Below are 26,539 nucleotides of genomic sequence, written 5' to 3' on the forward strand. Positions count from 1 at the left end.
TCCTCTCGTGACGCTCTCGTGTGGTGGTTCGGGCACGATGCACGTCGCGAGCCCTACAGACCGTATCGTAAGCGGCATGGCAACAGCGCTCGTCACCGGGGGCACGTCCGGCATCGGAGCCGAATTCGCCCGCCAACTCGCCCGTCGCGGCTGGGACCTCGTCCTCGTCGCGAGAGACCTCCCACGACTCGACGCCACGGCGACCGAGCTGCGGGCGCTCGGTCGTCGCGTGGAGGTCCTCGCGGCCGACCTCGGCGACCGCGCCGACGTCGACCGGGTCGCCGCCCGACTCGAGGACGAGGCGGCGCCGATCGACCTCCTGGTCAACAACGCCGGCTTCGGCGTGCACACGCCGCTGTCGTCCACGGACGTCGCCGCGCACGACGCCGCGTTCGAGGTCATGTGCCGGGCCGTGCTGGTGCTGTCGGGCGCCGGCGCCCGCGCCATGCGCGGTCGCGGACGCGGTCGCATCGTGATCGTCTCGAGCACGGCCGGCTTCATGACCATGGGCGGGTACAGCGCCATCAAGGCGTGGGCGACGTCGTTCGGCGAGAGCCTCTCGGTCGAGCTGCAGGGCACCGGCGTCGGCGTCACGACGCTGCTGCCCGGCTGGGTCCGCACGGAGTTCCATCAGCGCGCCGGCATCAGGTCGTCGTCGATACCCAACGCGTTGTGGCTCAGCGCCGAACACCTCGTGACCGCGTGTCTGCGCGACGTCGACAAAGGCAAGGTGGTCTCCATGCCCACGGTTCGGTACCGGGCGCTCTTCTGGTTGGTGCGGCACGCTCCGCGGAGCGCCGTGCGCGCGGCGTCGGCGAAGATCTCGTCCAGTCGTCGGAAGCCCGTCGAGCCGTGAGCCCCCGCGACCGGCAAGATCGCCCGCGCGACGACGAGCCGCAGCAGGACGCCCCGCGGCAGGACGCCCCGCGTCCGGAGCGCCCGCGTCTCGACGCCGTCGCCCAGCGGGCGGACGCCGTCGCGCAGCGCGCCGGCGACGTGGCCAGCGACGCGCGCGACCGCTTCAGCTCCCGACGGCACGCCATGGCGCGCTACGTCGCGCAGCGGATGGTCCTGAAGCCGACCATCTGGTCGATCACCGATGTCACCGTCATCGACCGCGACCGCCTCGACGGGCTCTCGGGCGGCTTCGTCGTCGTCGCGAACCACTCCAGTCACCTCGACGCCCCGCTCATCCTCGGCGCGCTGCCCCGACGCCTCGCCCGCTACCTCGCGACCGGCGCCGCGGCCGACTACTTCTTCGACGTGCCCTGGCGGCGTCAGCTGACCGAGCTCTTCTTCAACGCGTTCCCGGTGCAGCGGGGCTCGGGGACTCCCGCCTCCGCGGCCGACGCGACCCGCGCCTCCTCGGCCGGTGCCTCCGCGGGGTCGACGCCGCAGAGCTCGGCCCGCCGCCGGGCCGCCGCCCGAGCCGCTGCCCGCGGTCGGTCGGGCCAGCCGACCGTCAGCGCGAAGTCGCTGCTGCAGCGGGGCTACCCCGTGCTGGTGTTCCCCGAGGGGACGCGCTCGAAAGACGGCACGGTGGGGCACTTCAAGCCAGGTGCCGCGGCGCTCGCGGTCGCCTGCGACGTGCCGGTCGTGCCGCTCGCGCTGATCGGGGCGCACATCGCGCACCCGCGCGGGGCGAACTGGCCGCGACCCGGCCGGCTGCCCGTGGGCGTCGCGTTCGGCGACCCCATGCTGCCCGCCGAGGGCGAAGGCGCGGCGGCCTTCTCGCTGCGCGTCCGCGCCGAGGTCCTGCGTCTCCGCGACGCCAACACGGCCCGTATCCTGGGGCCTGACAACCCGTCCGAAGGAGCACACCGGTGACCGACGTCCAGCAGCAGAAGAGCGACACCGTCGTAGACGTGAAGCACATGAAGTGGTGGGGCTGGGGCGTCGAGGGCGTCGCCTTCCACCACCACGACAAGCCGGGCTTCGCCCCCTTCGTCAAGAAGATCGTGGGCGTCGAGCTGTCGCAGGGCCACGACACCGGGCTCGACTTCGCCGACCTCGTGGTGCCCGCGTCGATCGCCGCCCCCGAGGTGGTCGAGTCGCTCGAGCAGATCGTCGGCCCCGGCGCCGTGGCCCGCGACGACCACGACCGCGTCGTGCACACCTACGGCAAGAGCATCCGCGACCTGATCCGCATCCGCGCGGGGATCCTCGAGCGGGTGCCCGACGTCGTCGTCTACCCGGCCGACGAGGCCGAGGTGCAGAGCATCGTCGACCTCGCCGTCGCCTCCGACCTCGTGCTCATCCCGTTCGGCGGCGGCAGCAACATCGTCGGCAGCCTCGAGCCGCTGCCGGCCGAGACCCGCACGGTCATCTCGCTCGACATGGGGCGCCTCGACAAGGTGCTCGACATCGACGAAGACAGCGGACTCGCGCGCATCCAGGCCGGCGGCCAGGGCCCCGACCTCGAAGAGCAGCTGAACGCCCGCGGCTGGACCCTCGGGCACTTCCCCGACAGCTTCACCCACTCGACCATGGGCGGCTGGGTCGCCACCCGCTCGTCCGGCATGCAGAGCGACAAGTACGGCGACATCGCCGACATCACCAAGGGCCTGCGGGTCGTCCGCCCCGGCGGCATCCTGTCGATCCGCGCCGTGCCGAGCGCGTCGACCGGGCCGTCGCTGCGCGAGATGATCATCGGGTCGGAGGGGCGTCTCGGCGTCATCACCGAGGTCACCGCGCAGGTGCACCGCCTGCCCGAGAAGCGCGAGATCCTCGCCTACCTGTTCCCGTCGTGGCACGACGGCCTCGCGGCGATGCAGGCGATCGCCGAGAGCGACGCGCACCCCTCGGTCACCCGCGTCAGCGACGCGCACGAGACGGCGTTCTCGTTCGCCACCTCGAAGGCGAGCACGGGCATCTCGAAGATAGTCAACGACGCACTGCCGAAGGTGCTGAAGGCCAAGGGCTGGGACGTCGACGCGATGTGCCTGTCGTTCATCGGCTACGAGGGCAGCCCCGAGCACGTCGCCCAGACCCAGAAGACGGTCGCGAAGATCGTCAAGGCCAACCGCGGCATGAGCGTCGGCAAGGGCCCCGGCAAGCTGTACGACCAGAAGAAGTTCGACACGCCCTACCTGCGCGACTTCTTCATGGACCACGGAGGCGCGGCCGACGTCAGCGAGACCGCCGCACCCTGGTCGAAGCTGCGCGACGTGTCGTCGCGCGTGTACGCCGCTGCCAACCAGGCCTTCGACCAGATCGGCAAGCAGGGCTGGATCATGGGCCACCTGTCGCACTCGTACCACTCGGGGGCGTGCCTGTACTTCACCTTCGCCTTCGAGCACGGCTCCGACGCAGAGGCCGAGTACGACGTCGTCAAGCACGCCATCCAGCAGGCGTTCATCGACACCGGCGCGACGGTGTCGCACCACCACGGCGTGGGCCTCGAGCACCAGCCGTGGATGTCTCAGGACGTCTCGCCCGAGGGTGTCGCCGTCATGCAGGGGCTGTTCGACTCGGCCGACCCGGGGCGGGTGTTCAACCCCGGCAAGGTGACCGGCGCCTAGCCGCCGCCGCGCTCGACGCCAGGAGGTGGACACGACGCCAGGTTTAAGACCGGCGTCGTGTCCACCTTTTGGCGTGGTGGTGCTAACAGGTCTCGTAGACGCGTCCTCCCCTAGCTGATCCGGGTGGGGTGCTCGTCCCCGAGGAGGAGCGGTGCACGTGTCGTCCGGACGGCGCCCGGGCAGGCTGGCCGGGTGACCGACCCCCTGCCTCCGCTGATCTTCGCCGCGACACACGGCTCGCAGAGTCGCGAGGCCGCGGCCCTGCGTCGTGACGCGCGACGCGGACACCTCGAGACCCTGCACCCCGGGGTGTTCGTCGAGTCCGCGGCGTGGCACGCGCTCGATCCGCGTGCACGGCATCGCTTGACCGTCCACGCCGTCATGTCGCGACTAGCTCCGGGCGCGATCGCCTCGCACTCGTCGGCCGCCGTCTTGCACGGGCTGCCCAGTGCCACGTGGCCCCGTCCACGTCATCGACCCGCGGCGGACCCGGACTCAGGTGAGCGAGCGAGTGGTCCGCCATGCGGGGCCCGTCGCCCCCGGCGACGTCGTCGAGATCGACGGGCTCCTCGTCACCTCCGAGCACCGGACCGCCATCGACGTCGCACGCCGCGCCTCCTTCGCCGACGCCGTCCTCTGCGTCGACGCGCTCCTGCGACGAGAGGCGCTCCGAGCGGGGGCCTTCTCGCCGGGGCCTGCAGCGTGGCCTCCGAACCGAGAGCAGCGACGGGAGCGGGTCGAGGCGGCCGCCGATCTCACCCGAGGCGTCCTGCTCGAGAGGATCGAGGCGTCTCGTGGCACCCGCGGTCTCGTCGCAGCCCGGAGGGTGGTCGAGTTCGCGACCCCCTGGGCCGAGAACGGGGGCGAGTCCCTCTGTCGACTGGCGCTCTTGACGGTCGGCGCGCCCGAGCCGCTCATGCAGGTCGAGTTCTACGACGGTCAGGGCCTCGCGGGCAGGTGCGATTTCGTGCTGGGCGACGTCGCGCTCGAGTTCGACGGCAACGTGAAGTACGACGACGAGGCCATGCGGGGCGGAAGGGCTCCGTCGGCCGTGATCCGAGCCGAGAAGATGCGAGAGCGACGGGTGCTGCGCACGGGCGGGGTCAGGGCCATCGGGCGGTGCGACTCGGACGACGTCGCCCTCCTCGCTCCGCTCGCCTCGACGCTGCGCGACATGGGGGTGCCGCTGCGTCCTCGCCATAACGCCAGGATGTGGGCACGACGCCAGAAGTAAAGATGGCGTCGTGTCCATCACGTGGCGTCATGGTGGGGCGGTGGCGCAGGGGGCCGACCTAGGATGAGGGTTCGATCCGCACGCACAGACATCGCTCACGGAAGAGGCTCGCATGCCCGGAATCCACGCCGACATCACGTCCGCATTCGGCGACACGCCGCTCGTCAAGATCAACCGTCTCGCCGACGAGGGCGGTGCCGAGATCCTCGCGAAGCTCGAGTTCTACAACCCGGGCGCCAGCGTCAAGGACCGGCTCGGCGTCGCCATCGTCGATGCGGCCGAGAAGTCGGGAGCGTTGAAGCCCGGCGGCACGATCGTCGAGGGCTCGAGCGGCAACACCGGCATCTCGCTCGCCCTCGTCGGCGCGGCTCGCGGCTACAAGGTGATCGTCACGATGCCCGACACGATGAGCGTCGAGCGCCGCACCGTCATGAAGGCCTACGGCGCGGAGATCGTGCTGACCCCCGGGCCCGAGGGGATGCGCGGCGCCGTCGAGCGCGCCAAGCAGATCGTCGACGAGACCGAGAACGCCATCTGGGCCCAGCAGTTCGAGACCGAGGCGAACGCCGAGATCCACCGCACGACGACCGCGCCCGAGATCCTCCGCGACACCGACGGGCGCATCGACTTCTTCGTCGCCGGCGTCGGCACCGGCGGCACCATCACCGGCGTCGGCCGCGTGCTGCGCGAGCAGGTGCCCGGCGTGAAGGTCGTGGCCGTCGAGCCCGCCGACTCGCCGCTGCTCAGCGAGGGCAAGGCCGGGCCGCACAAGATCCAGGGCATCGGCGCGAACTTCGTGCCCGAGGTGCTCGACCGATCGCAGATCGACGAGGTGTTCCCCGTCGAGCTCGACGACGCCCTGCGCGTCGCCCGCGACCTCGCGACCCAGGAGGGGATCCTCTCGGGCATCTCGTCGGGCGCGATCATGCACGCCGCACTCGAGATCGCGAAGCGCCCCGAGAACGCCGGCAAGCGCATCGTCGCGATCGTCTGCGACACCGGTGAGCGGTACCTGTCGACGGTGCTCTTCCAGGACCTCGCAGGCGCCTAGCATGCACCTGGTCGCCCGCCTGCGGGAGGACCTCGACACCGTCCGGCGACGCGACCCCGCGGCTCGGGGGCGGCTCGAGACCGCCCTCGTCTACTCGGGGCTGCACGCGGTGTGGGCGCATCGCGTGACCTCGCGGCTGTGGCGTGCGGAAGGTGCGCCGCGCCTCCTCGGTGCACGGTTCGCTGCCCGCGTGCTGTCGCAGCTCGCCCGGACCGCGACCGGGGTCGAGATCCACCCCGGTGCGCTGGTCGGTCGGCGGCTGTTCATCGACCACGGCATGGGAGTCGTGATCGGCGAGACCGCGGTGGTCGGCGACGACTGCACGCTGTTCCACGGCGTGACCCTGGGGGGCAAGGGCCGAGGAGGCGCGCTCGGTCGCCGGCACCCCACCCTCGGTCGGGGCGTGATGGTCGGTGCCGGGGCCGCCGTGCTCGGTGGCGTCACGGTGGGCGACGACAGCATCGTCGGCGCCAACGCTGTCGTCACGCGCGACGTGCCGGCCGGCTCGATCGCGGTCGGGGTGCCGGCCGTCGCGCGCGCCCGGGTCTGAGCCCGGCCTGCACCCGGCTCCGCGCGCCCGTGCCCGGTGATGAGTCACGACACGCCGCGGGCTCGGGGGCGGCGCGGCGTGTCTCGACTCACGGACGCGGGGGAGCGGGGAGCGGGCTCAGCGGCGGGGCTCCCAGCGGAACATGCGCACGGCGGCCGCGACGGCCACGGCGGCCCAGAGCAGCGTCGGGGCGAGCAGCACCGGCAGCAGCCCGAGGTCGCCGCCGTTCCAGGCGAGGACGATGAGCTCCATCAGTCCACCGCCCGGCAGGATCCTCTTGAGCCAGAGCAGGTCGTCGGCGCCGGTGATCGTCCACCAGATGGCGACGCCGAGGGTGATGAGGTAGATCGGCATGGTCGTGTACTGGGCGTGCTCGGGCGACGTGCTGAAGCCGGCCGTGGCGAGGGCGAACGCGGCGAACATCACCTCGGCGACGAGCACGGCGACGACGAGCAGACCGAGGTGGGCCGGGGGCTCTTGGACGGCCAGCACCCCGAGCACGATGACGAGCTGCGCGAGGCTGACGGCCACGATCGGCAGGACGAGTCCGCCGATGATGCCCGAGTCCGAGACGGAGCCGCTGCGCAGCCGCTTGAGGTGGAGCGACTGCCGCCGGGCGGCGAGGGTCGTCGTCGCCGTGACGTAGACGCCGAGTCCGAGCATGCCGATGATCTGCACGCCGGCCAGCATGCCCCCGGTGCCGTACGAGCCGAACGCGAAGGTCAGCGCCCCGAAGGCGAGGGGCAGGAACAGCGCGCAGAGCGCGACGGTGCGGTTGCGGACGAGCATCCGCAGCTCGGCGACGGCGATGGCGACCGGGCCCGAGCGACGCGACGGCGTCGCCGGGGACTCGGACGGACGGGCGGTGGTGGCGGTGGTCATGAGGGGTCCTTTCGGGAGGGTCGGTCGGAGGGGGCCTAGGAGGCGCGGCTCAGCTCGCGGAACACCTCGTCGAGTCCCGACTGGTGCACCGTCAGCCGCTCCAGACGCCGATCGGCCTCGGCCGCCCAGGTCATCAGCCGGGTGAGATCGCGCTGCGGCGAGTCGGTCTCGACGACGACGAGGTCGTTCTCGGTGCGGGCGACCCGCAGGGGGAGCTCGTCGAGCGGGCCGGGGGCGACGAAGCGGATGCTGGTCGTGCTGCCGGCGGTGAGATCGGCCACGGTGCCCTCGCGGCGTATCGTGCCCGCGTGCATGAGTCCGATGCGGTCGGCGTTGTCGGCGGCCTCCTCGAGGTAGTGCGTGGTCAGCACGAAGGTGACCCCCGCCTCCCGCAGCTCGGTGACGACGTCCCAGAGGGCGTCGCGGGCCGCCGGGTCGAGCCCCGTCGTCGGCTCGTCGAGGAAGACCAGCTCGGGGGTGCCCCAGACGGCGGCCGCGAAGTCGACGCGACGGCGCTCGCCCCCCGAGAGCTGGGCGACGCGCGACCGCGCCTTGTGGTCGATGCCGACGAGACCCAGCACGCGGTCGACGTCGTCGTCGCGGCCCGAGATCGCCCCCGTGAGCAGCACGCTCTCGCGGACCGTGAGCTCGGGGGCCAGGCCGCTGTCCTGCAGCATCATGCCGAGGCGGCGTCGGGTACGGGAGCGGTCGGTCGGGTCGCCTCCGAGCACCTCGACGGTGCCGCCGTCGGCCGCCCGGTGGCCCTCGAGCACCTCGAGGGTGGTCGTCTTGCCGGCGCCGTTCGTGCCGAGCAGAGCGTAGAGCTCGCCGCGCCGCACCGTGAGGTCGACGCCGCCGACGGCCGTGAAGTCGCCGTACGTGCAGGTCAGACCGCTGGTCGAGATCACGACGTCCGACCCGTCACGGGGGTCGTGCGTCACGGCGGGCCGGGGCGTGGTGTCGGTGGAGTTCGTCATGACCTCGACGATGCCGGGAGGGGCGGGCGCCCGGTAGTGCCGACCTGCCACCCTCTCGGCGTGACATCCGTCACGTCGGGGCATGACATCGCGTGCTGACGGGTGTCGGGGGCTGTCGCTACCGTGGACCCATGCCCCGCCGCACCCCCGACCGCCTGCCCGCGCTGACGCGGATGCGGCGGTACGTCACCGGGTCGTTCGTGGCGCTGGTCGCGTTCATGGCCGTCTTCTACGTCGCGGCGCTGACGACCGAGGGGGCGCCGGCCTGGCTGGTCGTCGCCGTCGTCGCGGTCTCGGTCGCGGTGGCGGCGCACTCCGTCTTCTGGGAGCGCGGGGCGCCGTGGTGGCTCGCGACCCTGTCTCTCGCGTCGTCCGCCGCGCTCTGGTGGGCCGCCCACCTCGCCGAGCAGAACCTGACGCTCCTGCTGTTCTTCGGCGTCTCGGTCGGTCTCGTGACCACGACCCCGCCCTTCACCTCGTGGCGGTGGCTGGCCGCCGCCGTGGGCGTCGCGGTGGCGCCGCTGCTCGTCGCGGGCCCCGGCGCGCGACCCGTCGTCCTGCCGGTCTCGATCGCGGTCGTCGTCGTGACGATGGCGGCGATCTACCTCGTCTACCGCCTGAACCGGTACGGATTCGACCTGTACCTCGAGATCGAGGCCGCCCGCGAGACGACGGCCGAGCTGGCCGTCGTGCGAGAGCGCTACCGCTTCTCGGTGGATCTGCACGACATCCAGGGTCAGGCCCTGCACGTCAGCCGCCTCCAGCTGCAGCTCGCCGACAAGACGCTCGACCGCGACCCGGCCGAGGCGCGGCGCCACCTCCGCGAGGCCGAGCAGCTGATCGTGCAGACCATCGCCGAGACCCGGCGCCTCGCCTACGGCCAGCGCACCCTGACCCTCGCCGGCGAGCTCGCCAACTCGACCGAGCTGATCCGGGCGGCGAGCATCGACCTGGTCGTCGACGGCGCCCCGCCCGTCGGGCACCCCGCCGACGACCTCTTCGGGCACGCCGTCCGCGAGGCGACGACGAACCTGCTGCGCCACGCCCAGCCCGAGCACGTGACCATCCGACTGCGAGACGACACCGTCGTGGTCGAGAACGACGGCGCCGGCGAGGCGCCGCGTCTGCTCAGCGGACTCGCCCGCCTCGGCGAGCGCTTCGCGGAGATCGGGGGCTCGGTGACCACGAGCCACCACGACGGGGTGTTCCGACTCGAGGCGAGGGCGGCGTCGGCGGGGGCGGGCGGTCTCGCGGGGGCGACCCGCGCCTCCTTCGCTCCCGGGCCCGGCGTCGCCACCGGGGGGCGCGCATGATCCGGGTGCTGCTCGCCGACGACGAGACGCTGCTGCGGCGGTCGATCGCCGCGCTGCTCGACCTCGGCGACGGCATCGAGGTCGTCGCGCAGGCCGGCGACGGGGCCGAGGCCGTGCGTCTCGCCGGCGAGCACGAGCCCGACGTCGTGCTGCTCGACCTCGAGATGCCGGGCATGGACGGCATCGACGCCGCGACGGAGATCCTCGCCCGTCGCCCCGAGCAGGCGGTCGTGCTGCTGACCCGGCACGCGCGACCCGGTGTGCTGCGGCGGGCGCTGAGCGCCGGCGTGCGCGGGTTCGTGCCGAAGTCGATCGACCCCGACGAGCTCGAGCGGGTCATCGTGCAGGTGCACGGCGGGCGTCGGTACATCGACGCCGACATCTCGGCCGCCGCCATGATGGACGACTGCCCGCTCACCGAGCGCGAGCTCGACACCCTGCGGCTGACGGCGGAGGGGCTGTCGGTGCGCGAGATGAGCGCCCGCCTGCACCTCGCGTCGGGAACGGTGCGGAACTACCTGTCGGCGGCGATGCAGAAGACCGGCAGCTCGTCGCGGCACGGGGCCGCCCGGGTGGCACGCGAGCGCAGCTGGCTGTAGCCGCCGGTAGCGGATCCGGGCGCGGGCGCGGTAGCGGGCGACTCGTCGCGGCGGTCGGCGGCGGGCGCGGTACCGGGCGGGGGGACGCTCGGCCGCGTGGCGTCAGGAGGCGGGGTCGTCGACGTCGGCGTGCCCGACGCGCTCGCCGGCCGTCGACATGTGCCGTCGCATCGCGGCCTCGGCGGCGGCGGGGTCGCGGGCCGCGATGGCCTCGAACACGTCGAGGTGCTCGAGGTAGGCCGCCTCGGCCTGAGCCCGGTCGCGGAGCCCCCGTTCGACCCAGAGCCGCAGCAGCGACCGCGTGCTCTGCAGCAGATCGCGCAGCACGACGTTGTCGGCGCTGATGGCGATCTGCAGGTGGAACCGGATGTCGGCCTGCAGGAAGGTGTCGAGGTCGTCGCGGCTGTCGCGCATCGTGTCGACGAAGCCGCGCAGCTTCTCGACGTCGGCGTCGTCGACCCGGGTCGCCGCGAGCGTCGCCGCCTGGGTCTCGAGGCCGCTGCGCACCTCGATCAGCTCGCGGGTGCGCGCGGCGTTCAGCATCATGCCCCAGCTGAGCGTGGTCGGCAGGAGCTCCGAGGTGTTGTCGCGCAGGTACGTGCCCGAGCCGGGTCGGACGGTCACGATGCCGAGGATCTCGAGCGCCGCGAGGGCCTCGCGCACCGCCGACCGGCCGACGCCGATGCGCTCGGCGAGCTGGCGTTCGGGAGGGAGGCGCGAACCGGGCACGAGCTCGCCCGCCGTCAGCAGGCCGATCAGCTGTTTCACGACCTCGGAGACCGCCGTGCCCCGGGGCACGAGTTCGAGCTCGAGCCGGAGCGAGGTCGGGTCGTCGTCGGGATAGGCGGGCACGGCGCAATCCTACCGACCGCTATGCCACGTGTCGTGGACGGTGATTGGTCAACCGGTTGACAAGTCGAGCGGGAAACGGCACGATGTTCGAGTACGCGAAGCGGGCCTCCCAGGGCCAGGCGGCGTCCATCCAACAGAGTCGTTAGATAAAAGGAGTCGATGTGGACACCCCCACCCGCTCTGCGGAGCCGCAGAGCGCCGTCGAGAAGTCCGCCATCCGCAAGGTCGCCATCCGGCTGGTGCCGTTCGTCGCGTTGATGTTCTTCATCAACTACCTCGACCGCACGGCCATCGGCTTCGCCGCCCCAAACGGCATGGAGTCCGACCTCGCCCTCTCGGCCGCTCAGTTCGGCTTCGCCTCGGGCGTGTTCTTCATCGGCTACATCCTGCTCGAGGTGCCCAGCAACCTCGCTCTGCACCGCTTCGGCGCCCGCCGCTGGCTCGCTCGCATCATGGTCTCGTGGGGCATCGTGTCGCTGCTCTTCACCTGGGTGCAGAACTACGAGCAGCTCGTCGTGCTGCGGTTCCTGCTCGGTGTGATGGAGGCCGGGTTCTTCCCCGGCGCGATCCTGTTCCTCAGCCTGTGGGTGCCCGCGCGACACCGCGGCAAGATCCTCGCGCTGTTCTACCTGGCGCAGCCCCTCACCTCGGTGATCGGCGCACCGCTGGCCGGCTGGCTGATCAGCCACGACGGCATCCTCGGTCTCGAGGGCTGGCGCTTCATGTTCCTCGGCGTCTCGATCCCCGCGATCGTCATCGGCGTGATCGCCTGGTTCTACCTCAAGGACAAGCCCGCCGACGCGAAGTGGCTGACCCGCGACGAGCAGGTCTGGCTGACGGAGGCGCTGAAGAAGGAGTCGGCCGGCAAGACCGGGTCGACCGCAGCCGGCAAGCACCCCAGCATCCTGAAGGTGTTCGGCAACGGTCGCGTGTGGATGCTCGCCTTCATCTACTTCGGCTTCGTGTACGGCCTCTACGCCCTCGCGTTCTTCCTGCCGACGATCATCGGTGGGTTCCAAGAGCAGTTCGGCACCGAGTTCAGCGTCACCGAGCGCGGCTTCATCACCGCCATCCCGTACGTGCCCGCCGCGATCGCCCTGTACTTCTGGTCGCGTGACGCCTCGCGCCGTGGGCTCCGCACCTGGCACATCGTCATCCCGGCGATCGTCGGCGGTCTGAGCATCCCCGTCGCGCTGTTCACCGGTTCGCCGGCCGCCACGATCGCGGTCATCGCGGTCACCGCCATGGCGATCTTCGCGGCGCTGCCGAACTTCTGGACGCTCCCGACGCAGTTCCTCACCGGAGCGGCCGCCGCCGCGGGCATCGCGCTGATCAACACGATCGGCAACCTCGCCGGGTTCAGCGCCCCGTACATCACGGGCGCCGTCACGGATGCGACCGGCAACTACGAGGTGCCGATGTTCATCGTCGGATTCTTCCTGCTGCTGTCGGCGGTGCTGATGACCGTGCTGAGCCGGCTGAAGAAGCCCGCCGGCGCCGAGACGTCCGACGACGCCGAGCTCGCCGAGGCCCCGCGATGACCCGCCTCTTCAACGAGCCGAGCGACTTCGCCGACGAGATGATCGACGGCTTCGTCGCGGCCAACCAGCGCTGGGTGCGCCGGGTGCACGGCGGCGTGGTGCGCGCGACGCGCAGCGCGCCGGGCCGGGTCGCCCTGGTGGTCGGCGGCGGCTCGGGTCACTACCCGGCCTTCGGCGGACTCGTCGGTCAGGGGCTGGCGCACGGCGCGGCCCTCGGCAACCTCTTCGCCTCGCCGTCGTGGCAGCAGGTCCGCTCGGTGGCGCGCTCGGCGCACACCGGCGGCGGCGTGCTGCTCAGCTACGGCAACTACGCGGGCGACGTGCTGAACTTCGATCAGGCGCAGGCCAAGCTCGTCGCCGAGGGGATCGAGACACGTTCCGTCGCCGTCACCGACGACATCTCGAGCGCCTCGCTCGCCGAGAAGCACCGGCGTCGCGGCATCGCCGGCGATCTGACGGTCTTCAAGACCGCCGCCGCGGCCTCCGACGCCGGCTACCCGCTCGACGAGGTCGTGCGGGTCGCCGAGAAGGCGAACGAGCGCACCCGCAGCTTCGGCGTGGCCTTCTCGGGCTGCTCGCTGCCGGGCGCCGCCGAACCGCTCTTCACCGTCCCCGAGGGCCGCATGGCCGTCGGCATGGGGATCCACGGCGAGCCCGGCATCGGCGAGACCGACGTGCCCACCGCGAACGAGCTGGCCGAGCTGCTCGTGACCTCGCTGCTGGCCGAACTGCCCGAGGGCGTCGAGGAGGCGCGGGGCCAGCGGGTCGCGGTCCTCCTGAACGGCCTCGGCTCGGTCAAGTACGAAGAGCTCTTCGTGGTCTACGCCCGGGTCGACCAGATGCTGCGCGACGCCGGCCTGGTCGTCGTCGAGCCGGAGGTCGGCGAACTCGTCACCAGCTTCGACATGGCCGGCGTCTCGCTGACCCTGTTCTGGCTGGACGACGAGCTCGAGGGCTTCTGGGCCGCGCCGGCCGACGCACCCGCCTACAAGAAGGGCTCGATCGAGGCGGCCGACCGCATCGACCCGGTCGAGCTCGAGGCCCTCGCGGCCGAATCGATCCCGCCGGCCTCGGCCGAGTCGCAGGCCGCCGCCCGGGTCGTCCACGCCACCCTCGTCGCCGTCAAGACGGCGATCGACGACAACGCCGACGAGCTCGGTCGCATCGACGCCGTGGCCGGCGACGGCGATCACGGCATCGGCATGCAGCGCGGCGTCACCGCGGCCGTCGCGGCCGCCGACGTCGCCCTCGCCGGGGGCGCGGGCGCGGGCACGCTGTTGGATCTCGCCGGCGACGCGTGGTCGGACCGGGCCGGCGGCACCTCGGGCGCCCTCTGGGGTTCGGCGCTGGCCAGCCTCGGAGCAGCCCTCACCGACGACGCCGCGCCGACCCGGCACTCCGTCGTCGCCGGTGTCGCGGCCGCGACCGACGCCATCCTCGAGTTCGGTGCCACGGTCGGCGACAAGACCATGGTCGACGTGCTCGTGCCGTTCTCCACCGCCCTCGGCTCGGCCGTCGAGGCGGGCGGCGACCTGCCGACCGCCTGGGCCGCCGCCGCCGAGACGGCCGTCGAGGCCGCCGCCGCCACGGCCGACCTGCTGCCGAAGATGGGCCGCGCCCGGCCGCACGCCGAGAAGAGCCTCGGCACGCCCGACGCGGGTGCGACATCGCTCGGTCTCATCACCCGCACCGTCGCGCGGGTGCTCGACGAGCACGCCTCCGTGCACCGCGCCTCCTGAACTCCCGCTCGCTCCTCCGCTCTCTCGAAAGGCATCACCATGGTTGACCAGCTGCGCATCGTCGTCGGATCGGACGACGCCGGATTCGACTACAAGGAGATCCTGAAAGCGGATCTCGCCGCGAACCCCGGTGTCGCGAGCGTCGTCGACGTCGGGGTCGACGCCGACGGTGGCACCGCCTATCCGCACGTCGCCGTCGACGCGGCGCGCATGGTGGCCGCGGGCGAGGCCGACCGGGCCATCCTGATCTGCGGCACCGGTCTCGGCGTCGCGATCGCGGCGAACAAGGTGCCGGGCATCCGCGCCGTCACGGCGCACGACTCGTTCTCCGTCGAGCGCAGCGTGCTGTCGAACGACGCGCAGGTGCTCTGCATGGGTCAGCGCGTCGTCGGCGTCGAGCTGATGCGCCGCCTGGCGAAGGAGTGGCTGACCTACCGCTTCGACACGAGCAGCGCCTCGGCCGACAAGGTGCGGTCCATCTGCGAGTACGACGGCTCGGCGGAGACCGTGGGGCTCGACGGCCGGTCATGAGCACCGCGCGCGCGACCCCCCGGTTCACCATCGGGGTGAGTCTCAAGATGTACTTCACGCACACGCGTACCATCGAGTGGTCGACGGCGGTCGGCGAGCTGGCGAAGCGTCACCCCGCGGTGCGCTCCGGTCTCGTCGAGCTGTTCGTCGTTCCGTCGTTCCCGGCCCTGGTGCCGGTGCGCGACGCCCTCGACGGGGCTCCTGTGCGGCTGGGTGCACAGGATCTCGCGTCGGCGGACTCCGGTGCCTTCACCGGCGAGGTCAGCGGGGTCGAGCTCGCCGAGATCGGCTGCACCCTCGCCGAGATCGGTCACGCCGAACGCCGCAGCCTCTTCTTCGAGGACGACGCCGTCATCTCCGCCAAGACGGCGGCCGCCCTGCGCAACGGCATCACCCCGCTGCTCTGCGTCGGCGAGATCGAGCAGGCGCCGGCCGCCGTGGCCGCGCTCGAGGTGACGCAGCAGATCGACGCCGCCCTCGCCGCCTCGGCCGCCGCCGGTCTGACCGGCCCGCTGCTCGTCGCCTACGAACCCGTCTGGGCCATCGGCGCCCCCGAGCCCGCCGCCGCCGAGCACATCGTCGCCGTGGTGCGGGCGATCGGCGCGCATCTCGAGTCGCTGCCCGCCTGCACCGGCAGCCGCGTGGTCTACGGCGGCAGCGCCGGGCCCGGTCTGCTGACGACGCTGGGCGGCGAGGTCGACGGGTTGTTCCTCGGACGGTTCGCGCACGACGTCTCGGCCGTCGAGAGCATCCTCGACGAGGCGCTGGCCCTCGACGAGGCGCTGGCACTCGGCGAGGGGGCGCGCGCATGATCGGCCTCAGCACCTACGCCTACTTCTGGCGCGGCTCCGAGCGCGTGCCCGAGCCGATGACGCTCGACGACATGCTCCGCGACACGGCCGCGCAGGGCGTCCGGCTGTTCCAGATCTGCGACCATGCGCCGCTCGCCGACTACGACGACGACCGGCTCGCCGCCCTGCGCGCCCTGGCCGACGAGCTCGATCTGACGCTCGAGCTCGGCACGCGGGGGACGGACCCGGCCGTGCTGCGGACGTATCTGCGCCTCGCGGTCGCGCTCCACGCCTCCCTCGTCCGGAGCATGTGGACGGCCGGCGACGACCGGCCCGACGCGATCGAGACCGACCGGCGCCTCCGCGAGGTGCTGCCGGAGTTCGAGGAGGCGCGGGTCACCCTCGCCCTCGAGACCTACGAGCAGGTGACCTCGACGGAGCTCGTGGCCGTCGTGCGCAGCATCGGCAGCGACCGGCTCGGCATCGTGCTCGACCCCGCGAACACCGTCGCGAACCTCGAGCACCCCGCCGACGTGACCGCTCGCTGCGCGCCGTTCGTCAAGAACTGGCACATCAAGGACTTCGCGTTCTCGCGCGAGGACGGCTGGGTCGGCTTCGCCCTCACCAGCACGCCCCTCGGCGCCGGGCGACTCGACTACGACGGCATGCTCGCCCTGCTCGAGCCCGAGGCCCGCGGCATCAACCAGGTCGTCGAGCACTGGCTGCCCTGGCGGAGCGACCCCGAGACCACCACCCGCCTCGAGGCGGAGTGGACGACCCTGACCATCGACCACCTCAGGAAGAAGAACAGCAATGACTGACACCCTCAGCACGCAGACCGTGACCCAGGCCGCCGACCAGGGGACCCCCGACGTCACCGTGGCCGTGATCGGCGCCGGCGGCAAGATGGGCCAGCGCGTCTCGAACAACCTCGAGAAGAGCGGCTACACCGTCTTCTACAGCGAGGCGTCGCCCGCCGGGCAGGAGCTGATCCGCGGCCTCGGGCGCGAGGTGACCTCGACCGACGACGCGATCGCCGACGCCGACGTCGTCATCCTCGCGGTGCCCGACGTCGTGCTCGGCAAGGTGTCCGAGAGCGTCGTGCCCTCCATGAAGTCGGGCTCGATCATCCTCACCCTCGACCCGGCCGCCGCCTACGCCGGCCTGCTCGAGGAGCGCGCCGACATCCACTACGCGGTGGCGCACCCGTGCCACCCGTCGGTGTTCCTGGAGCGTCGCACCGACGCCGAGTACGCCGACACGTTCGGCGGCATCGCCGCCCCGCAGGAGGTCGTCGCCGCCCTCGAGGGCGAGCCGGCCGACGCCGTCCGTCAGCTCGCGACCGACGTCATCACGACGATCTACGCACCCGTCATCCAGGTGCACTGGGTCACCGTCAAGCAGCTGGCGATCCTCGAGCCGACGCTCGTCGAGACCATCGCGTGCATGATCGGCGAACTGCTGCAGGAGGCGCTGGAGACGACGGTCGACCAGGCCGGCGTCCCCGCCGAGGCCGCCCGGGCCATGCTCTGGGGTCACACCGGCATCGCGCTGACCAACGCGCTGCGCGGCTCGAACCCGTTCTCGGACGCCTGCCACATCGCCATGGACTACGGCCGCGAGTCGATCGTCAAGGACGACTGGAAGAAGATCTTCGACGACGACCAGCTCGACCACGTCATCGCGCGCATGCTGAAGATCGACGCCGTCAAGCGCTAGCGAGGCGTCGACCGGCGTCGATGAGTCACGACACGCCGCGTCCTCGGGAAGAGGCGTGGCGTGTCGTGACTCATCGACGCTGGGGCGCGGGAGCGCCGGCGGCTAGCCGGCGTCGGGCGCGCTGGGCGCCCCGCGGTGCTGGTCGACCCGGCGCGGCAGCGCGAACACCAGCGCGAACGCGAGCACCGCGAACGCCGCGCTCACGCCCATGGCCGCGGCCGCCGCGTCCGTGAAGCCCGTGGCGCGACCGGCCGCCGTGGCCAGCTCGCGGCCCCCGGGCAGCGACCCGAACAGCACGCTGCCGATGATGGCGATGCCGACGGCCGAGCCGATCCGCTGGATCGCCGAGATGACGGCGCTGGCCGAGCCGGCGTCGCGGGGGTCGACGGTGGCGACGATGAACTGCACGTTCGGAGCGATGAAGAACCCGTTGCCGAGCCCCGCGACGAGCAGCGGCACGAGCAGCAGCCAGTTGGTGAGGTCGGCGGCGTCGGTGAGCATCAGGATGATCCACATCGAGCCGAGCCCGATCGCGACCAGGGCGGTGCCGAGCACGAGCACGTTGCGACCGAGGCGCTGGGCGATCCGGTTGCTCTGCGACGAGCTGATGATGCTGCCCACCGCGAACGGGATGGCCACGGCGCCCGAGGCGAGCGCGCTGTGCCCGAGGCCCGACTGCCAGAGCAGCGAGATCGTGAAGAAGATGCTGGTGAACGCGGCGAAGTAGACCAGGGCGAGGACGACGCCGCCGGTGAACGAGGGGTGCGAGAACAGCGTCGGGGGCACGAGCGGGGTGCGACCGGAGCGGGTGTAGCGCACCTCCCACAGCCCGAAGGCGGCGAGGAGGACGAGGCCGGCGGCGATCGTGAGGTACGTCCAGAGCGGCCAGCCTTCGTCCTGCCCCTGGATGAGCGGCACGAGCAGGGCGACGAACGCGGCCGAGACGAGCACGAGGCCGACGACGTCGAGGCCCTTGTCGGGGCGGGGCACGGACTCGTCGCGCTTCGGCAGCAGGATGGCCGCCGCGATCAGCGTGATGACACCGAACGGCAGGTTGACGAAGAACACGAGTCGCCAGCCGTTCTCGTCGCCGAAGGCCTGGATGATCAGCCCGCCGATGATGGGCCCGAGGGCCGACGAGACGCCGATGACGGCGCCCATGATCGCGAACGCCTTGCCCCGCGAGCGACCGGGGAACAGCAGCTGGATGAACGCCGTCACCGCGGGCACGAAGATGCCGCCGGCCAGACCCTGCACCACGCGGAACACCACGAGCTGGACATCGCTCGTCGCGATGCCGCAGGCGAGGCTGGCGAGCGTGAAGAGCAGCACGCCCGTGAAGTACACCCACTTGTGCCCGATGCGGTCGCCGATGCGGCCGGCGGGGATGAGCGTGAGGCCGAAGGCGAGGGCGTAGCCCGAGATGATCCACGACAGGGTCGCCTCCGACGCGTCGAGCGTCGTGCGGATGGTCGGCAGCGCGACGTTGACGATCGTCGTGTCGAGCAGCGCGATGAACATGCCCAGCAGGAGGGCCACCAGGGCCAGCCAGGACTGCCGGGGGATGGCGGGCGCGGGGGCGGTCGCCCGGGCGGTGGCGTCGGTCATGAGGGGCCTTTCGTGCGGCGCGGGGCCGGACAGGAGCAGAAGGAGGAGAGGAGGCGCGAACGTGCGGCAGGGGAGTCGCCGAGACCGGACGGCCAGAAGCATCGATGGTACCCGAGCCCGCCGAGAATAGTTCATGGTCTGCATCTTCTCGGTGGACACGACCCCGGAGTCGCGGCGTATCGTCCCGGACATGAGCACACCAGAAGAGACCACCGCCCCCGACGGATCGACCGACATCACGGACGAGCAGGCGAAGCGCACCGAAGGGCTGCCCGACGGCTCGAAGCCCGGCCTCGTCGACGATTCGGAGGAGAGCGACGACAGCGAGATCTCCGACGGGTCCGCGAACTAGCGACACCCGCACCACCGGCCCCGCTCGGGCCTCGACCGCACACCGCTGCGGCCGGCGACCGGGCGGGGCCGTGTCGTGCCCGGCGGCCCCGGCCGCGGCGGCCCCCGGTGCCGGCGGCCCCCAGCCGCGGCGGCACGCCAGGATGGTCGCATGGCTCTCTCCTCACGCGCCCGCTCCGTCCGTCGTTCGGCGACGGCGACCGGGCCGACGGGCGCGACGCACCCCGCGCCTCCTGACCCCGCCCGTCGCACGGGGGCGTTCCGCTTCGGTCTGATCGCCACGCTCGGCGGCGGACTCGGCGTCGGCATCATCGTCTCGCTGATGGCGCTGTCGACGATCCTCGTGTACATCGGGCTCGCGTTCTTCCTCGCGCTGGCGTTCGAACCGGTGGTCCGCCGACTCGTCCGCGCGGGCGCCCCGCGCTGGGTCGGGGTGGTCGTCGCCGTCGTGCTCGTGATCGGGGTCGTCGTCGGCATCGTCGCCGCCGTGGTGCCGGCTCTGGTCGAGCAGATCGGCTACGTGATCCGCGAGACCCCGGCCACCCTGCAGCAGCTGTCGCGCGAGCCGTGGGTGCAGCAGGCCGTCGAGACCGTCGGCTTCGACTTCGACATCGACGACGCGGTGGGCGCGGTGTCGTCGTACCTGCTCGACCCCGATCAGCTGCTCGCGCTCGGCGGCGGCATCCTGGCCGTCGGTCAGGGCATCACCTCGGCGATCACGGCGGTCATCGTCGTCGCCATCCTGACGCTGTACTTCGCGATCACCCTGCCGCAGATGCTCCGCTCGCTCAGCCGGGCCGTGCCCCGCAGCCACCGCGAGCGCGTGATGGACATCTCGGACGAGATCTTCCTGTCGGTCGGCCGCTACGTCGCCGGTCAGGTCGTGCTCGCCGCGGTCAACGCGGTGTTCGTGTTCATCGTGCTGTCGATCGCCGGCGGCCCCGTGCCCGTGCTCTTCGCGACCCTGGCGTTCCTCGGGGCGCTGATCCCCGTGGTCGGCACGGTCGTCGCGTACGCCGTCATCGTGGCGGCGACGATCACCGTCTCGCCCGTCACCGCGCTCGTGGTCGGCGTCGTGCTGCTCGTCTACGCGCAGATCGAGGCGTACGTGCTGACCCCGCGGGTGATGTCGAAGGCGGTGGCGGTGCCCGGCGCCCTCGTGATCGTCGCGGCGTTCGGCGGCGGGGCCCTCGGCGGCGTGCTCGGGGCGCTCGTCGCCATCCCGATCGCGACGGCGGGCGTGCTCGTCTTCGAGCGGGTCGTCGTACCGCGGCAGCAGCGCGTCTGACCCCGGGGCCGAGGAGGCGCGGGTCGGCCTGGTCAGGCGCCGACGGCTGCGCGGGTCAGCGCCTTCTCGGCCAGGCCGTGCACGATCTCGCTGAGCCGGGGCGCGGGCGAGGCCAGGAGCGCCGACGCCTGCTCGGGCTCGAGACCCGCGAAGACGTCGCCGATGGTGACCCCGTGCGCGGGGCGCGAGACGACCTCGATCGGATCGCCCGCCCGGATCGGGCCGGCCTTGACGACGGACAGGTACGCGCCGGGGCGTCCCTCCGCCTGAAACCGCTTGACCCAGCCGCTCTCGCCGAGCCGGCGGGCGAAGGTCGCGCACGGCGTGCGGGGCATGGTCACCTGCAGCACGAGCGTCTCGCCCACGGCCCAGCGCTCGCCGATGACGGCGCCGGTGACGTCGAGCCCGTCGACCCGCAGGTTCTCGCCGAAGAGCCCGGGAGTCACCTCGTAGCCGAGGATCCCCGCGAAGTGCTCGGCGTCGGAGTCGGCGTACGCGTAGACGGCCTTGTCGGGGCCGCCGTGGTGGGCGCGACTCGCCTGGACGTCGCCGCGGACGCCGAGCCGCTTGACCTCGACCGGGCCGTCGACGGGTCGCTTGTCGATGGCCGTGACGCCCACCGAGCCCGAGTCGTCGAGGAGGGCGTGGACGCGGCAGACGGCGGTCAGCGAGGGCATGACGCCATGCTGCCGCACGGGGCGGCCCGGCGACAAGCGCCGCGAGACCATCCGCCTTCGACCCTCAGAGCAGCAGAACGCCCCGGACGACCGCGGCCGCGCTGCCGACCGCGGCGAGCACGAGCACGAGGATGCGCCCCACGCGGGCCGACACGTGCCGACTCAGGCGGTGGCCGGCCACGGCGCCGATCAGGAGGGCGGCGAAGGCGCCGACCCAGACTCCCCAGGGTTCCGACGGCACGCCCTTCGACAGCACCGACGCGAGGTTGACCGAGAGGAGGAACACCTGCCCCGTGCCCACGAAGACGTCGCGCGACCACCGCTCGCTCGTCGCGTGCACCGTCAGCGCTGGGCCGCCGACCCCGGCCGTGACGTTCATGAAGCCGCCGAGCGCGCCCGCCGCCACCGCGCCTCCCGGGCCGGGCAGCAGCCGCACTGTCGACGAGAACGCCATGACGAGCACGCCGACCAGGGCGAGCACCCCGACGGCGACGGTCAGGGGCCCGGTCGGGGCGGTGCGGACGACCCACGCCCCGATCGGGACGGCGACGAGAGCCGGTGCCACGAGCAGCAGGGCGCGCCGCCACCGCACGGTGCGCCACGTCTGGGCCAGCAGCACCGCGGCGAGGGCGGCGGCGAGCACGTTGCCGACGGTGACGCCGGCCTCGGGGCCCAGCACGATGACGAGCAGGGGCGCGGCGGTGAGGGCGAAGCCGATCCCCGAGATGCGCTGGGTCAGCGCCCCCAGCATGATCGCGGCGGCGGCCAGGCCGAGGGTCAACGGGGTCACCGTTCCACGCTAGCCCCCGGGGGAGCCGCGTCCGGCGTGCCGACGGCGGGCGCGGGTGCCGCCTGGGGCACGGGGCCGATGTCGGACGCGGCCTCGGCCACGGCGTCCTCAGGTCGGCCCTCGCGATCCGAGCGCACGAAGGCGATCCCCGCGAGGATCGCCGCGCCGCCGAGCCCCTGCAGGAGGGTGAGCGACTCGCCCAGCAGGATCCACGCCCACAGCGCGGCGGCGGCGACCTCGAGCAGGCCGACGAACGACGCCAGTCGCGACCCCAGCATCGTGGTCGCGGTGATGCTCGCCGCGTACGAGATCGCGGTGGCGACGACGCCGACGGCGAGCATCGGGACCCACCACGCGGTCGTGGCGCCGAAGAGCTCGACCGGTGCCGTCGACGCCGTGTAGGGGACCAGGCCGGCCAGCCCGACGATCGCGAGCACGACGACCCCGAGCAGCAGCCCGGCGCAGGCCAGCGCCACGGGAGGGAGCCCCTCGGTCGGTCGGGCCGCGATGACGAAGTAGGCGGCGCAGCAGACCATCGCGACGGCCGCCGAGGCGAGGCCGATGGGATCGAGACGACCGCCGCCGCTCGGCGACACGACGAGCAGGAGTCCTCCGGCGGCGACGGCGGCGCCGATCAGGACGACCGCGGCCGGTCGGCGACGGGTCACGACCCAGGCGACCGCGACGAGGAGGAGCGGTGCCATGTACTCGATCAGGATCGCGGTGCCGACGGGGATGCGCCGGACGGCTGCGAAGTAGAAGACCTGCGTGCCGACCACGCCGACGACGGCCATGCCGAGGATGCGCCACCGGGCCGTCCAGAGGGTGCGCCTGCGACCGCGCAGGGCGCGGAGGGCGAAGGGGACCAGCACGAGACCGCCGACGAGGGCGCGAATGGTGACGGCCGCGGCGGGGCTCCAGCCGCCCTCGAGGAGGGGCTTGACGAGGGCGCCCGAGACGCCGAACGAGGTGGCGGCGACGAGGGCGACGAGCAGGCCCCGCGTGGTCGGGTGATGCGACATGGGACGCCTTCTGGTCAGGGGCTGGAGGAGGTGGTGGTCCTGACGCTAGGGTGTCTGCGGATAAGGAGTCAACTTGCATTTCGCCCCTGACACGACCGACGTCCTCGCCTTCGACGTCGTGCTGCTCAACACGTCCGCCTCGGCGTCGAGGTCGGGTGCCGACGAGCTCGCGACGATCGAGCAGCTCGGCGGGCTGCTGGCCGAGAGCGGCTTCTCGGGGCGCATCGACCACGACGAGCGCGAGCTGCGCGAGGTGCACGAGGCACGGACCGAGCTGCGACGACTGTGGTCGCTCGATCGCGAGACCATGGTCGGCGAGGTCAACGCCCTGCTCGCCGCCGCCGACGCGACACCGCGCCTCGTGCGGCACGACGACTTCGACTGGCACGTGCACGCGACGGCCGACGACGCTCCGCTCGCCGTGCGCATCCGCGTGGAGGCGGCGCTGGCCCTCGTCGACGTCATCCGCTCCGACGAGGTCGGGCGCCTCCGGGCGTGCGAGGCGCCCGACTGCGACGGCGTGCTGGTCGACCTGTCGCGCAACGGCTCGAAGCGGTTCTGCAGCGTCCGATGCGGCAACCGCATGAACATGGTGGCGTTCCGGGCCCGTCAGTCGACGGACGGCGCCTAGCCGCGCCTCCTCGGCTCCCGTCGACCCGGTCGGGTCCGCTCGGCCCGACCCGCCCTGACGGAGCCGGGACTACTTCAGGGGGTCGTTGCCCCAGTTCATCAGCGACCAGCGCCAGGGCGTGTCGGTGACGTCGCCGTCAGGGCGCTGCTTCGAGTGGCGGGCGACGTAGCCGACGACCTTGCGCATGTGGGCGTAGTCGTCGTCGGTGCAGTCGGCCTGCTTCTTCTTCAGGATGCCGACGATGCGCCGACCGCTCGCGTGACCGGTCGACTCGTGGCCGTCGGTCTTCTGGCCGACCTCCTTCGACTCGTCGGTGTCGAGCCAGCGCTCGAGCTCGGAGGCGGTCATGTTGACGGCGTCGCCGAACTCGTCGCGCGTGGCCTTGTCGTCGTGGTCGGTCATGCGCCCATGCTGCTCCCGCGGGGCGCCCGGGGGTTCAGGCGCGGAGGTGCGCCGGCAGCGTCATGATCTCGGCGCCGGTCTCGGTGATCGCGATCGTGTGCTCGGTGTGCGCCGTGCGGCTGCCGGTCGCGCTTCGGAGCGTCCAGCCGTCGGGGTCGGTGACCAGCTCGTCGGTGTCGGCCATGATCCACGGCTCGAGGGCGAGCAGCAGACCGGGGCGGAGCTTGTAGCCGCGGCCGGCGCGACCGGTGTTCGCCACGTGAGGGTCCTGATGCATCGTCGAGCCGATGCCGTGGCCGCCGAACTCGACGTTGATCGGGTAGCCGTCGGCGCTCAGCACCGCGCCGATCGCCGCCGACAGATCGCCGAGGCGAGCACCGGGGCCGGCCGCCGCGATGCCGGCCGCGAGGGCGCGGCGCGTCGAGTCGATCAGGGCGTCGCTCTCGGGCTGGGGGGAGTCGCCCACCACGAAGCTGACGGCCGCATCGGCCGCGATGCCGTCGAGCACGACCGCGAGGTCGAGGGTCAGCAGGTCTCCGTCGGCCAGCGCGTAGTCGTGGGGGAGCCCGTGCAGCACCGCGTCGTTCACCGCGGTGCAGATGTAGTGCCCGAAGGGACCCCGCCCGAAGGACGGCGCGTAGTCGACGTAGCACGACGTGGCCCCGGCCTCGAGGATCATCTCGCGAGCCCACCGGTCGATCTCGAGCAGGTTCGTGCCGACCCGGGCGCGCCCCGACAGCTCGTGCAGGATGTCGCCGACCAGCGCACCGGTGCGCCGGGCTCGGCGGAGTTCGTCGGGGGTGAGGATCTCGATCACGCGGGGGGCCTTTCGGGATGCGGTGGTCTGGGGGTGCGGGGGGTGCGGGGTGCGGTGGTCTGGGGGTGCGGGGTGCGGGGTGTGGCGGGCGAGCGGCTGGCGATAACTATACCGGCCATGTCGTACCGGTACTACTATCGGCTGCATGGTCCGACTCCCTCTCAGCCCCGCCGAGGTCGAGCGCGGTCGCCGACTCGGTGCGACGCTGCGCCGCGCCCGCGGCGAGCGCTCGATGCTCGAGACGGCGACCGCCGCGGGCGTCTCACCCGAGACCCTGCGGAAGGTCGAGACCGGGCGCATCGCGACCCCGTCGTTCGCGACCGTCGCGGCGATCGCGGGTGTGCTCGGGCTGTCGCTCGACGTCGTCTGGGCCCAGGCCTGCTCGCCCGGCCGACTCGACGAACCGGCGCTGACGGCTTCCTGAGCCGCGCCTCCTCGGCTGGGCTGTCGTGTGCGGATAGCGACCTCGGCGGTGGCAGGCGTGTGCGGATCGCGACCTCGCCAGGCGGTGCCTATGCCGAACCCGACCTGGCAAGGTGGATTCGGCGGGCCGAACCCGACCTGTGCGCGTTCACACACTCTGTGAAACACCCGTTCTGGCCGCGTGAGGCCGGATCTGGTCGCGATTTGCACACACGGGGGAGGGCGGCGGCGGCAGCGGGCAGGCGCGGCGCGGGGCTCGGTAGGTTGACGTATGACCGATCTCGCCGTGACCATCCTGCCCGCCGCCGCCCCTGAGGCCGCCGCCTGGGGAGCGGCCCCGGCCCGGCGCGCGCTCGCCGAGACCGGCGCCCGCGAGGTCGAGCTCGGCGACGAGACCCGCATGATCGTCGTCGCGGGCCGCGTCGACCAGGCCGAGCTGCGCCGCGCCGTCGACGAGCACCCCGGGGTCGCCGTCGTGCAGCTGCCGAGCGCCGGGGTCGACGCGTACGTCGAGACCATGCGCGCCACCCGCCGCGACGGGCTCGTCTTCACCAGTGCGAAGGGCGCCTACAGCGCGCCCGTCGCCGAGCACGCGCTCGCCCTCACACTGGCCACGCTGCGGTCGCTGCAGATCCGGGCCCGCGCCTCGTCGTGGGAGCGGACGCAGCGCGGCATCTCGCTGAACGGCGGTCACGTGCTGATCATCGGGGCGGGCGGCATCGGCACCGAGCTGCTCCGGCTGCTGCAGCCGTTCGACGTCGAGGTGTCGATGGTCGTCCGCACCGCCCGCGAGGTCGAGGGCGCCGCACGCACCGTCACCACCGATCGCCTCGACGAGGTGCTGCCCGACGCCGACGTCGTGGTCGTCGCCGCGGCGCTCACGGAGGGCACGACCAGCCTGATCGGCGCCGAGCGGCTCGCCGCCATGAAAGACACCGCCGTGCTCGTCAACATCGCGCGCGGGCCCCTCGTCGACACCGACGCGCTCGTCGCGGCGCTCGCCGAGGGCACCATCGGCGGTGCCGGGCTCGATGTGGTCGACCCCGAGCCGCTGCCCGACGGTCACCCGCTCTGGAACGAGCCGCGCGCCCTGATCACCCCGCATCAGGCGAACACCGACGTCATGACCGAGCCGCTCTTCCAGGAGCGCGTCCGCGCGAACATCGAGGCGCTCGCCGCGGCGAAGGAGCCCGTCGGAGTCGTCGACGTCGACGCCGGGTACTGACTCCG

The 26,539-nt window shown here is 72.5% G+C and carries 28 protein-coding genes; 19 read left to right on the forward strand and 9 right to left on the reverse strand.

The window, feature by feature from the left end; translation table 11 throughout:
- The first annotated feature begins 76 nt into the window (after positions 1–76).
- The 6 genes from SOM11_RS08145 to epsC all read left to right on the forward strand — a co-directional run bounded on the left by SOM11_RS08145 (position 77) and on the right by epsC (position 6,356).
- Positions 77–856, forward strand: a complete 780-nt coding sequence (locus SOM11_RS08145) for an SDR family NAD(P)-dependent oxidoreductase (protein WP_192059139.1) — start codon at positions 77–79, stop codon at positions 854–856.
- Positions 853–1,827, forward strand: a complete 975-nt coding sequence (locus tag SOM11_RS08150; RefSeq protein WP_320477726.1) for a lysophospholipid acyltransferase family protein — start codon at positions 853–855, stop codon at positions 1,825–1,827. Before SOM11_RS08145 ends, SOM11_RS08150 begins: the two co-directional genes overlap by 4 nt.
- Positions 1,824–3,521: an FAD-binding oxidoreductase gene (locus SOM11_RS08155; RefSeq protein WP_308196191.1), complete on the forward strand. Its 1,698-nt coding sequence runs from the start codon at positions 1,824–1,826 to the stop codon at positions 3,519–3,521. The genes SOM11_RS08150 and SOM11_RS08155 overlap by 4 nt, the downstream gene beginning before the upstream one ends.
- A 499-nt stretch (positions 3,522–4,020) precedes the next feature.
- A complete protein-coding gene (locus tag SOM11_RS08160) occupies positions 4,021–4,755 on the forward strand; it encodes a hypothetical protein (protein ID WP_320477727.1) in 735 nt (244 codons plus the stop codon).
- A gap of 112 nt (positions 4,756–4,867) precedes the next feature.
- A complete protein-coding gene (cysK, locus tag SOM11_RS08165) occupies positions 4,868–5,806 on the forward strand; it encodes a cysteine synthase A (RefSeq protein ID WP_320477728.1) in 939 nt (312 codons plus the stop codon).
- 1 nt (position 5,807) lies between these two features.
- Positions 5,808–6,356: a serine O-acetyltransferase EpsC gene (epsC, locus tag SOM11_RS08170; RefSeq protein WP_192059131.1), complete on the forward strand. Its 549-nt coding sequence runs from the start codon at positions 5,808–5,810 to the stop codon at positions 6,354–6,356.
- Positions 6,357–6,473: 117 nt separating this feature from the next.
- Here the strand turns inward: epsC and SOM11_RS08175 are convergent, their stop codons facing one another.
- Complete coding sequence (locus SOM11_RS08175; RefSeq protein ID WP_320477729.1) at positions 6,474–7,238, reverse strand: ABC transporter permease; 765 nt, start codon at positions 7,236–7,238, stop codon at positions 6,474–6,476.
- Between the two features lie 35 nt (positions 7,239–7,273).
- Complete coding sequence (locus tag SOM11_RS08180; RefSeq protein ID WP_192059129.1) at positions 7,274–8,215, reverse strand: ABC transporter ATP-binding protein; 942 nt, start codon at positions 8,213–8,215, stop codon at positions 7,274–7,276.
- Positions 8,216–8,346: 131 nt separating this feature from the next.
- Between SOM11_RS08180 and SOM11_RS08185 the strand changes: the two genes are divergently transcribed.
- Entirely contained in the window at positions 8,347–9,528 is a 1,182-nt protein-coding gene (locus tag SOM11_RS08185) for a sensor histidine kinase (RefSeq protein ID WP_320477730.1), read from the forward strand.
- Positions 9,525–10,127, forward strand: a complete 603-nt coding sequence (locus tag SOM11_RS08190) for a response regulator transcription factor (protein WP_192059124.1) — start codon at positions 9,525–9,527, stop codon at positions 10,125–10,127. The genes SOM11_RS08185 and SOM11_RS08190 overlap by 4 nt, the downstream gene beginning before the upstream one ends.
- A 102-nt stretch (positions 10,128–10,229) precedes the next feature.
- Here the strand turns inward: SOM11_RS08190 and SOM11_RS08195 are convergent, their stop codons facing one another.
- A complete protein-coding gene (locus SOM11_RS08195; protein ID WP_320477731.1) occupies positions 10,230–10,979 on the reverse strand; it encodes a FadR/GntR family transcriptional regulator in 750 nt (249 codons plus the stop codon).
- 161 nt (positions 10,980–11,140) lie between these two features.
- Between SOM11_RS08195 and SOM11_RS08200 the strand changes: the two genes are divergently transcribed.
- From SOM11_RS08200 to SOM11_RS08225, 6 genes are read left to right on the forward strand one after another with little or no spacing between them, the layout of a single operon-like run.
- On the forward strand, positions 11,141–12,520 hold the full coding sequence (locus tag SOM11_RS08200; RefSeq protein ID WP_320477732.1) for an MFS transporter: 1,380 nt from the start codon (positions 11,141–11,143) through the stop codon (positions 12,518–12,520).
- Positions 12,517–14,259, forward strand: coding sequence for a dihydroxyacetone kinase family protein (locus SOM11_RS08205; protein WP_320477733.1), 1,743 nt, complete (start codon positions 12,517–12,519; stop codon positions 14,257–14,259). The genes SOM11_RS08200 and SOM11_RS08205 overlap by 4 nt, the downstream gene beginning before the upstream one ends.
- A 39-nt stretch (positions 14,260–14,298) precedes the next feature.
- A complete protein-coding gene (locus SOM11_RS08210; protein WP_192059116.1) occupies positions 14,299–14,790 on the forward strand; it encodes a ribose-5-phosphate isomerase in 492 nt (163 codons plus the stop codon).
- The gene (locus tag SOM11_RS08215; RefSeq protein WP_320477734.1) at positions 14,787–15,602 is read left to right on the forward strand and encodes a triose-phosphate isomerase family protein; all 816 of its coding nucleotides are present in this window, start codon (positions 14,787–14,789) and stop codon (positions 15,600–15,602) included. Before SOM11_RS08210 ends, SOM11_RS08215 begins: the two co-directional genes overlap by 4 nt.
- On the forward strand, positions 15,599–16,402 hold the full coding sequence (locus SOM11_RS08220; RefSeq protein WP_320477735.1) for a sugar phosphate isomerase/epimerase family protein: 804 nt from the start codon (positions 15,599–15,601) through the stop codon (positions 16,400–16,402). The genes SOM11_RS08215 and SOM11_RS08220 overlap by 4 nt, the downstream gene beginning before the upstream one ends.
- Positions 16,395–17,300: a phosphogluconate dehydrogenase C-terminal domain-containing protein gene (locus tag SOM11_RS08225; RefSeq protein WP_320477736.1), complete on the forward strand. Its 906-nt coding sequence runs from the start codon at positions 16,395–16,397 to the stop codon at positions 17,298–17,300. Before SOM11_RS08220 ends, SOM11_RS08225 begins: the two co-directional genes overlap by 8 nt.
- Before the next feature lie 102 nt (positions 17,301–17,402).
- Here SOM11_RS08225 and SOM11_RS08230 read toward each other — a convergent pair whose 3' ends face one another.
- Positions 17,403–18,908, reverse strand: a complete 1,506-nt coding sequence (locus tag SOM11_RS08230) for a DHA2 family efflux MFS transporter permease subunit (protein WP_192059107.1) — start codon at positions 18,906–18,908, stop codon at positions 17,403–17,405.
- Between the two features lie 190 nt (positions 18,909–19,098).
- Between SOM11_RS08230 and SOM11_RS08235 the strand changes: the two genes are divergently transcribed.
- The gene (locus tag SOM11_RS08235; protein WP_192059105.1) at positions 19,099–19,260 is read left to right on the forward strand and encodes a hypothetical protein; all 162 of its coding nucleotides are present in this window, start codon (positions 19,099–19,101) and stop codon (positions 19,258–19,260) included.
- 150 nt (positions 19,261–19,410) lie between these two features.
- The gene (locus tag SOM11_RS08240; RefSeq protein WP_192059103.1) at positions 19,411–20,547 is read left to right on the forward strand and encodes an AI-2E family transporter; all 1,137 of its coding nucleotides are present in this window, start codon (positions 19,411–19,413) and stop codon (positions 20,545–20,547) included.
- Between the two features lie 32 nt (positions 20,548–20,579).
- Here the strand turns inward: SOM11_RS08240 and SOM11_RS08245 are convergent, their stop codons facing one another.
- The 3 genes from SOM11_RS08245 to SOM11_RS08255 form a co-directional block, all read right to left on the reverse strand.
- Positions 20,580–21,224, reverse strand: coding sequence for an MOSC domain-containing protein (locus tag SOM11_RS08245; RefSeq protein ID WP_320477737.1), 645 nt, complete (start codon positions 21,222–21,224; stop codon positions 20,580–20,582).
- A gap of 64 nt (positions 21,225–21,288) precedes the next feature.
- Positions 21,289–22,014, reverse strand: a complete 726-nt coding sequence (locus SOM11_RS08250; protein ID WP_192059099.1) for a TSUP family transporter — start codon at positions 22,012–22,014, stop codon at positions 21,289–21,291.
- Positions 22,011–23,036, reverse strand: coding sequence for a DMT family transporter (locus SOM11_RS08255; RefSeq protein WP_320477738.1), 1,026 nt, complete (start codon positions 23,034–23,036; stop codon positions 22,011–22,013). Before SOM11_RS08255 ends, SOM11_RS08250 begins: the two co-directional genes overlap by 4 nt.
- A gap of 73 nt (positions 23,037–23,109) precedes the next feature.
- Here SOM11_RS08255 and SOM11_RS08260 point away from each other — a divergent pair, with 73 nt between their 5' ends.
- The gene (locus SOM11_RS08260) at positions 23,110–23,667 is read left to right on the forward strand and encodes a CGNR zinc finger domain-containing protein (RefSeq protein WP_320477739.1); all 558 of its coding nucleotides are present in this window, start codon (positions 23,110–23,112) and stop codon (positions 23,665–23,667) included.
- Between the two features lie 69 nt (positions 23,668–23,736).
- Here the strand turns inward: SOM11_RS08260 and SOM11_RS08265 are convergent, their stop codons facing one another.
- Together SOM11_RS08265 and map are read right to left on the reverse strand one after the other, a co-directional pair.
- A complete protein-coding gene (locus SOM11_RS08265) occupies positions 23,737–24,069 on the reverse strand; it encodes a DUF3140 domain-containing protein (RefSeq protein WP_192059093.1) in 333 nt (110 codons plus the stop codon).
- A gap of 34 nt (positions 24,070–24,103) precedes the next feature.
- Positions 24,104–24,886 carry a type I methionyl aminopeptidase gene (gene map / locus SOM11_RS08270; protein ID WP_243213927.1) on the reverse strand — a complete coding sequence of 261 codons (783 nt, stop codon included), beginning with the start codon at positions 24,884–24,886 and terminating at the stop codon, positions 24,104–24,106.
- Between the two features lie 145 nt (positions 24,887–25,031).
- Here map and SOM11_RS08275 point away from each other — a divergent pair, with 145 nt between their 5' ends.
- Positions 25,032–25,310 (forward strand): helix-turn-helix transcriptional regulator, encoded by a 279-nt coding sequence (locus SOM11_RS08275; protein ID WP_320477740.1) that lies wholly within the window; start codon positions 25,032–25,034, stop codon positions 25,308–25,310.
- A gap of 270 nt (positions 25,311–25,580) precedes the next feature.
- On the forward strand, positions 25,581–26,534 hold the full coding sequence (locus tag SOM11_RS08280; RefSeq protein ID WP_320477741.1) for an NAD(P)-dependent oxidoreductase: 954 nt from the start codon (positions 25,581–25,583) through the stop codon (positions 26,532–26,534).
- The last annotated feature ends 5 nt before the right edge of the window (positions 26,535–26,539 follow it).

Source organism: Frigoribacterium sp. CFBP9029, assembly GCF_034045305.1.
Taxonomy (GTDB): Bacteria; Actinomycetota; Actinomycetes; order Actinomycetales; family Microbacteriaceae; genus Frigoribacterium.

Excerpts from the sequence above, each read along its gene's own strand:
- SOM11_RS08280 (WP_320477741.1), top strand. The coding sequence starts at position 25,581 with ATGACCGATCTCGCCGTGACCATCCTGCCCGCCGCCGCCCCTGAGGCC.
- cysK (WP_320477728.1), top strand. The coding sequence starts at position 4,868 with ATGCCCGGAATCCACGCCGACATCACGTCCGCATTCGGCGACACGCCG.
- epsC (WP_192059131.1), top strand. The coding sequence starts at position 5,808 with ATGCACCTGGTCGCCCGCCTGCGGGAGGACCTCGACACCGTCCGGCGA.
- SOM11_RS08175 (WP_320477729.1), bottom strand. The coding sequence starts at position 7,238 with ATGACCACCGCCACCACCGCCCGTCCGTCCGAGTCCCCGGCGACGCCG.
- SOM11_RS08265 (WP_192059093.1), bottom strand. The coding sequence starts at position 24,069 with ATGACCGACCACGACGACAAGGCCACGCGCGACGAGTTCGGCGACGCC.
- SOM11_RS08255 (WP_320477738.1), bottom strand. The coding sequence starts at position 23,036 with ATGTCGCATCACCCGACCACGCGGGGCCTGCTCGTCGCCCTCGTCGCC.
- SOM11_RS08235 (WP_192059105.1), top strand. The coding sequence starts at position 19,099 with ATGAGCACACCAGAAGAGACCACCGCCCCCGACGGATCGACCGACATC.
- SOM11_RS08230 (WP_192059107.1), bottom strand. The coding sequence starts at position 18,908 with ATGACCGACGCCACCGCCCGGGCGACCGCCCCCGCGCCCGCCATCCCC.
- SOM11_RS08220 (WP_320477735.1), top strand. The coding sequence starts at position 15,599 with ATGATCGGCCTCAGCACCTACGCCTACTTCTGGCGCGGCTCCGAGCGC.
- SOM11_RS08190 (WP_192059124.1), top strand. The coding sequence starts at position 9,525 with ATGATCCGGGTGCTGCTCGCCGACGACGAGACGCTGCTGCGGCGGTCG.
- SOM11_RS08240 (WP_192059103.1), top strand. The coding sequence starts at position 19,411 with ATGGCTCTCTCCTCACGCGCCCGCTCCGTCCGTCGTTCGGCGACGGCG.
- SOM11_RS08215 (WP_320477734.1), top strand. The coding sequence starts at position 14,787 with ATGAGCACCGCGCGCGCGACCCCCCGGTTCACCATCGGGGTGAGTCTC.
- SOM11_RS08145 (WP_192059139.1), top strand. The coding sequence starts at position 77 with ATGGCAACAGCGCTCGTCACCGGGGGCACGTCCGGCATCGGAGCCGAA.
- SOM11_RS08245 (WP_320477737.1), bottom strand. The coding sequence starts at position 21,224 with ATGCCCTCGCTGACCGCCGTCTGCCGCGTCCACGCCCTCCTCGACGAC.
- SOM11_RS08180 (WP_192059129.1), bottom strand. The coding sequence starts at position 8,215 with ATGACGAACTCCACCGACACCACGCCCCGGCCCGCCGTGACGCACGAC.
- SOM11_RS08205 (WP_320477733.1), top strand. The coding sequence starts at position 12,517 with ATGACCCGCCTCTTCAACGAGCCGAGCGACTTCGCCGACGAGATGATC.
- SOM11_RS08225 (WP_320477736.1), top strand. The coding sequence starts at position 16,395 with ATGACTGACACCCTCAGCACGCAGACCGTGACCCAGGCCGCCGACCAG.
- SOM11_RS08185 (WP_320477730.1), top strand. The coding sequence starts at position 8,347 with ATGCCCCGCCGCACCCCCGACCGCCTGCCCGCGCTGACGCGGATGCGG.
- SOM11_RS08275 (WP_320477740.1), top strand. The coding sequence starts at position 25,032 with ATGGTCCGACTCCCTCTCAGCCCCGCCGAGGTCGAGCGCGGTCGCCGA.
- SOM11_RS08210 (WP_192059116.1), top strand. The coding sequence starts at position 14,299 with ATGGTTGACCAGCTGCGCATCGTCGTCGGATCGGACGACGCCGGATTC.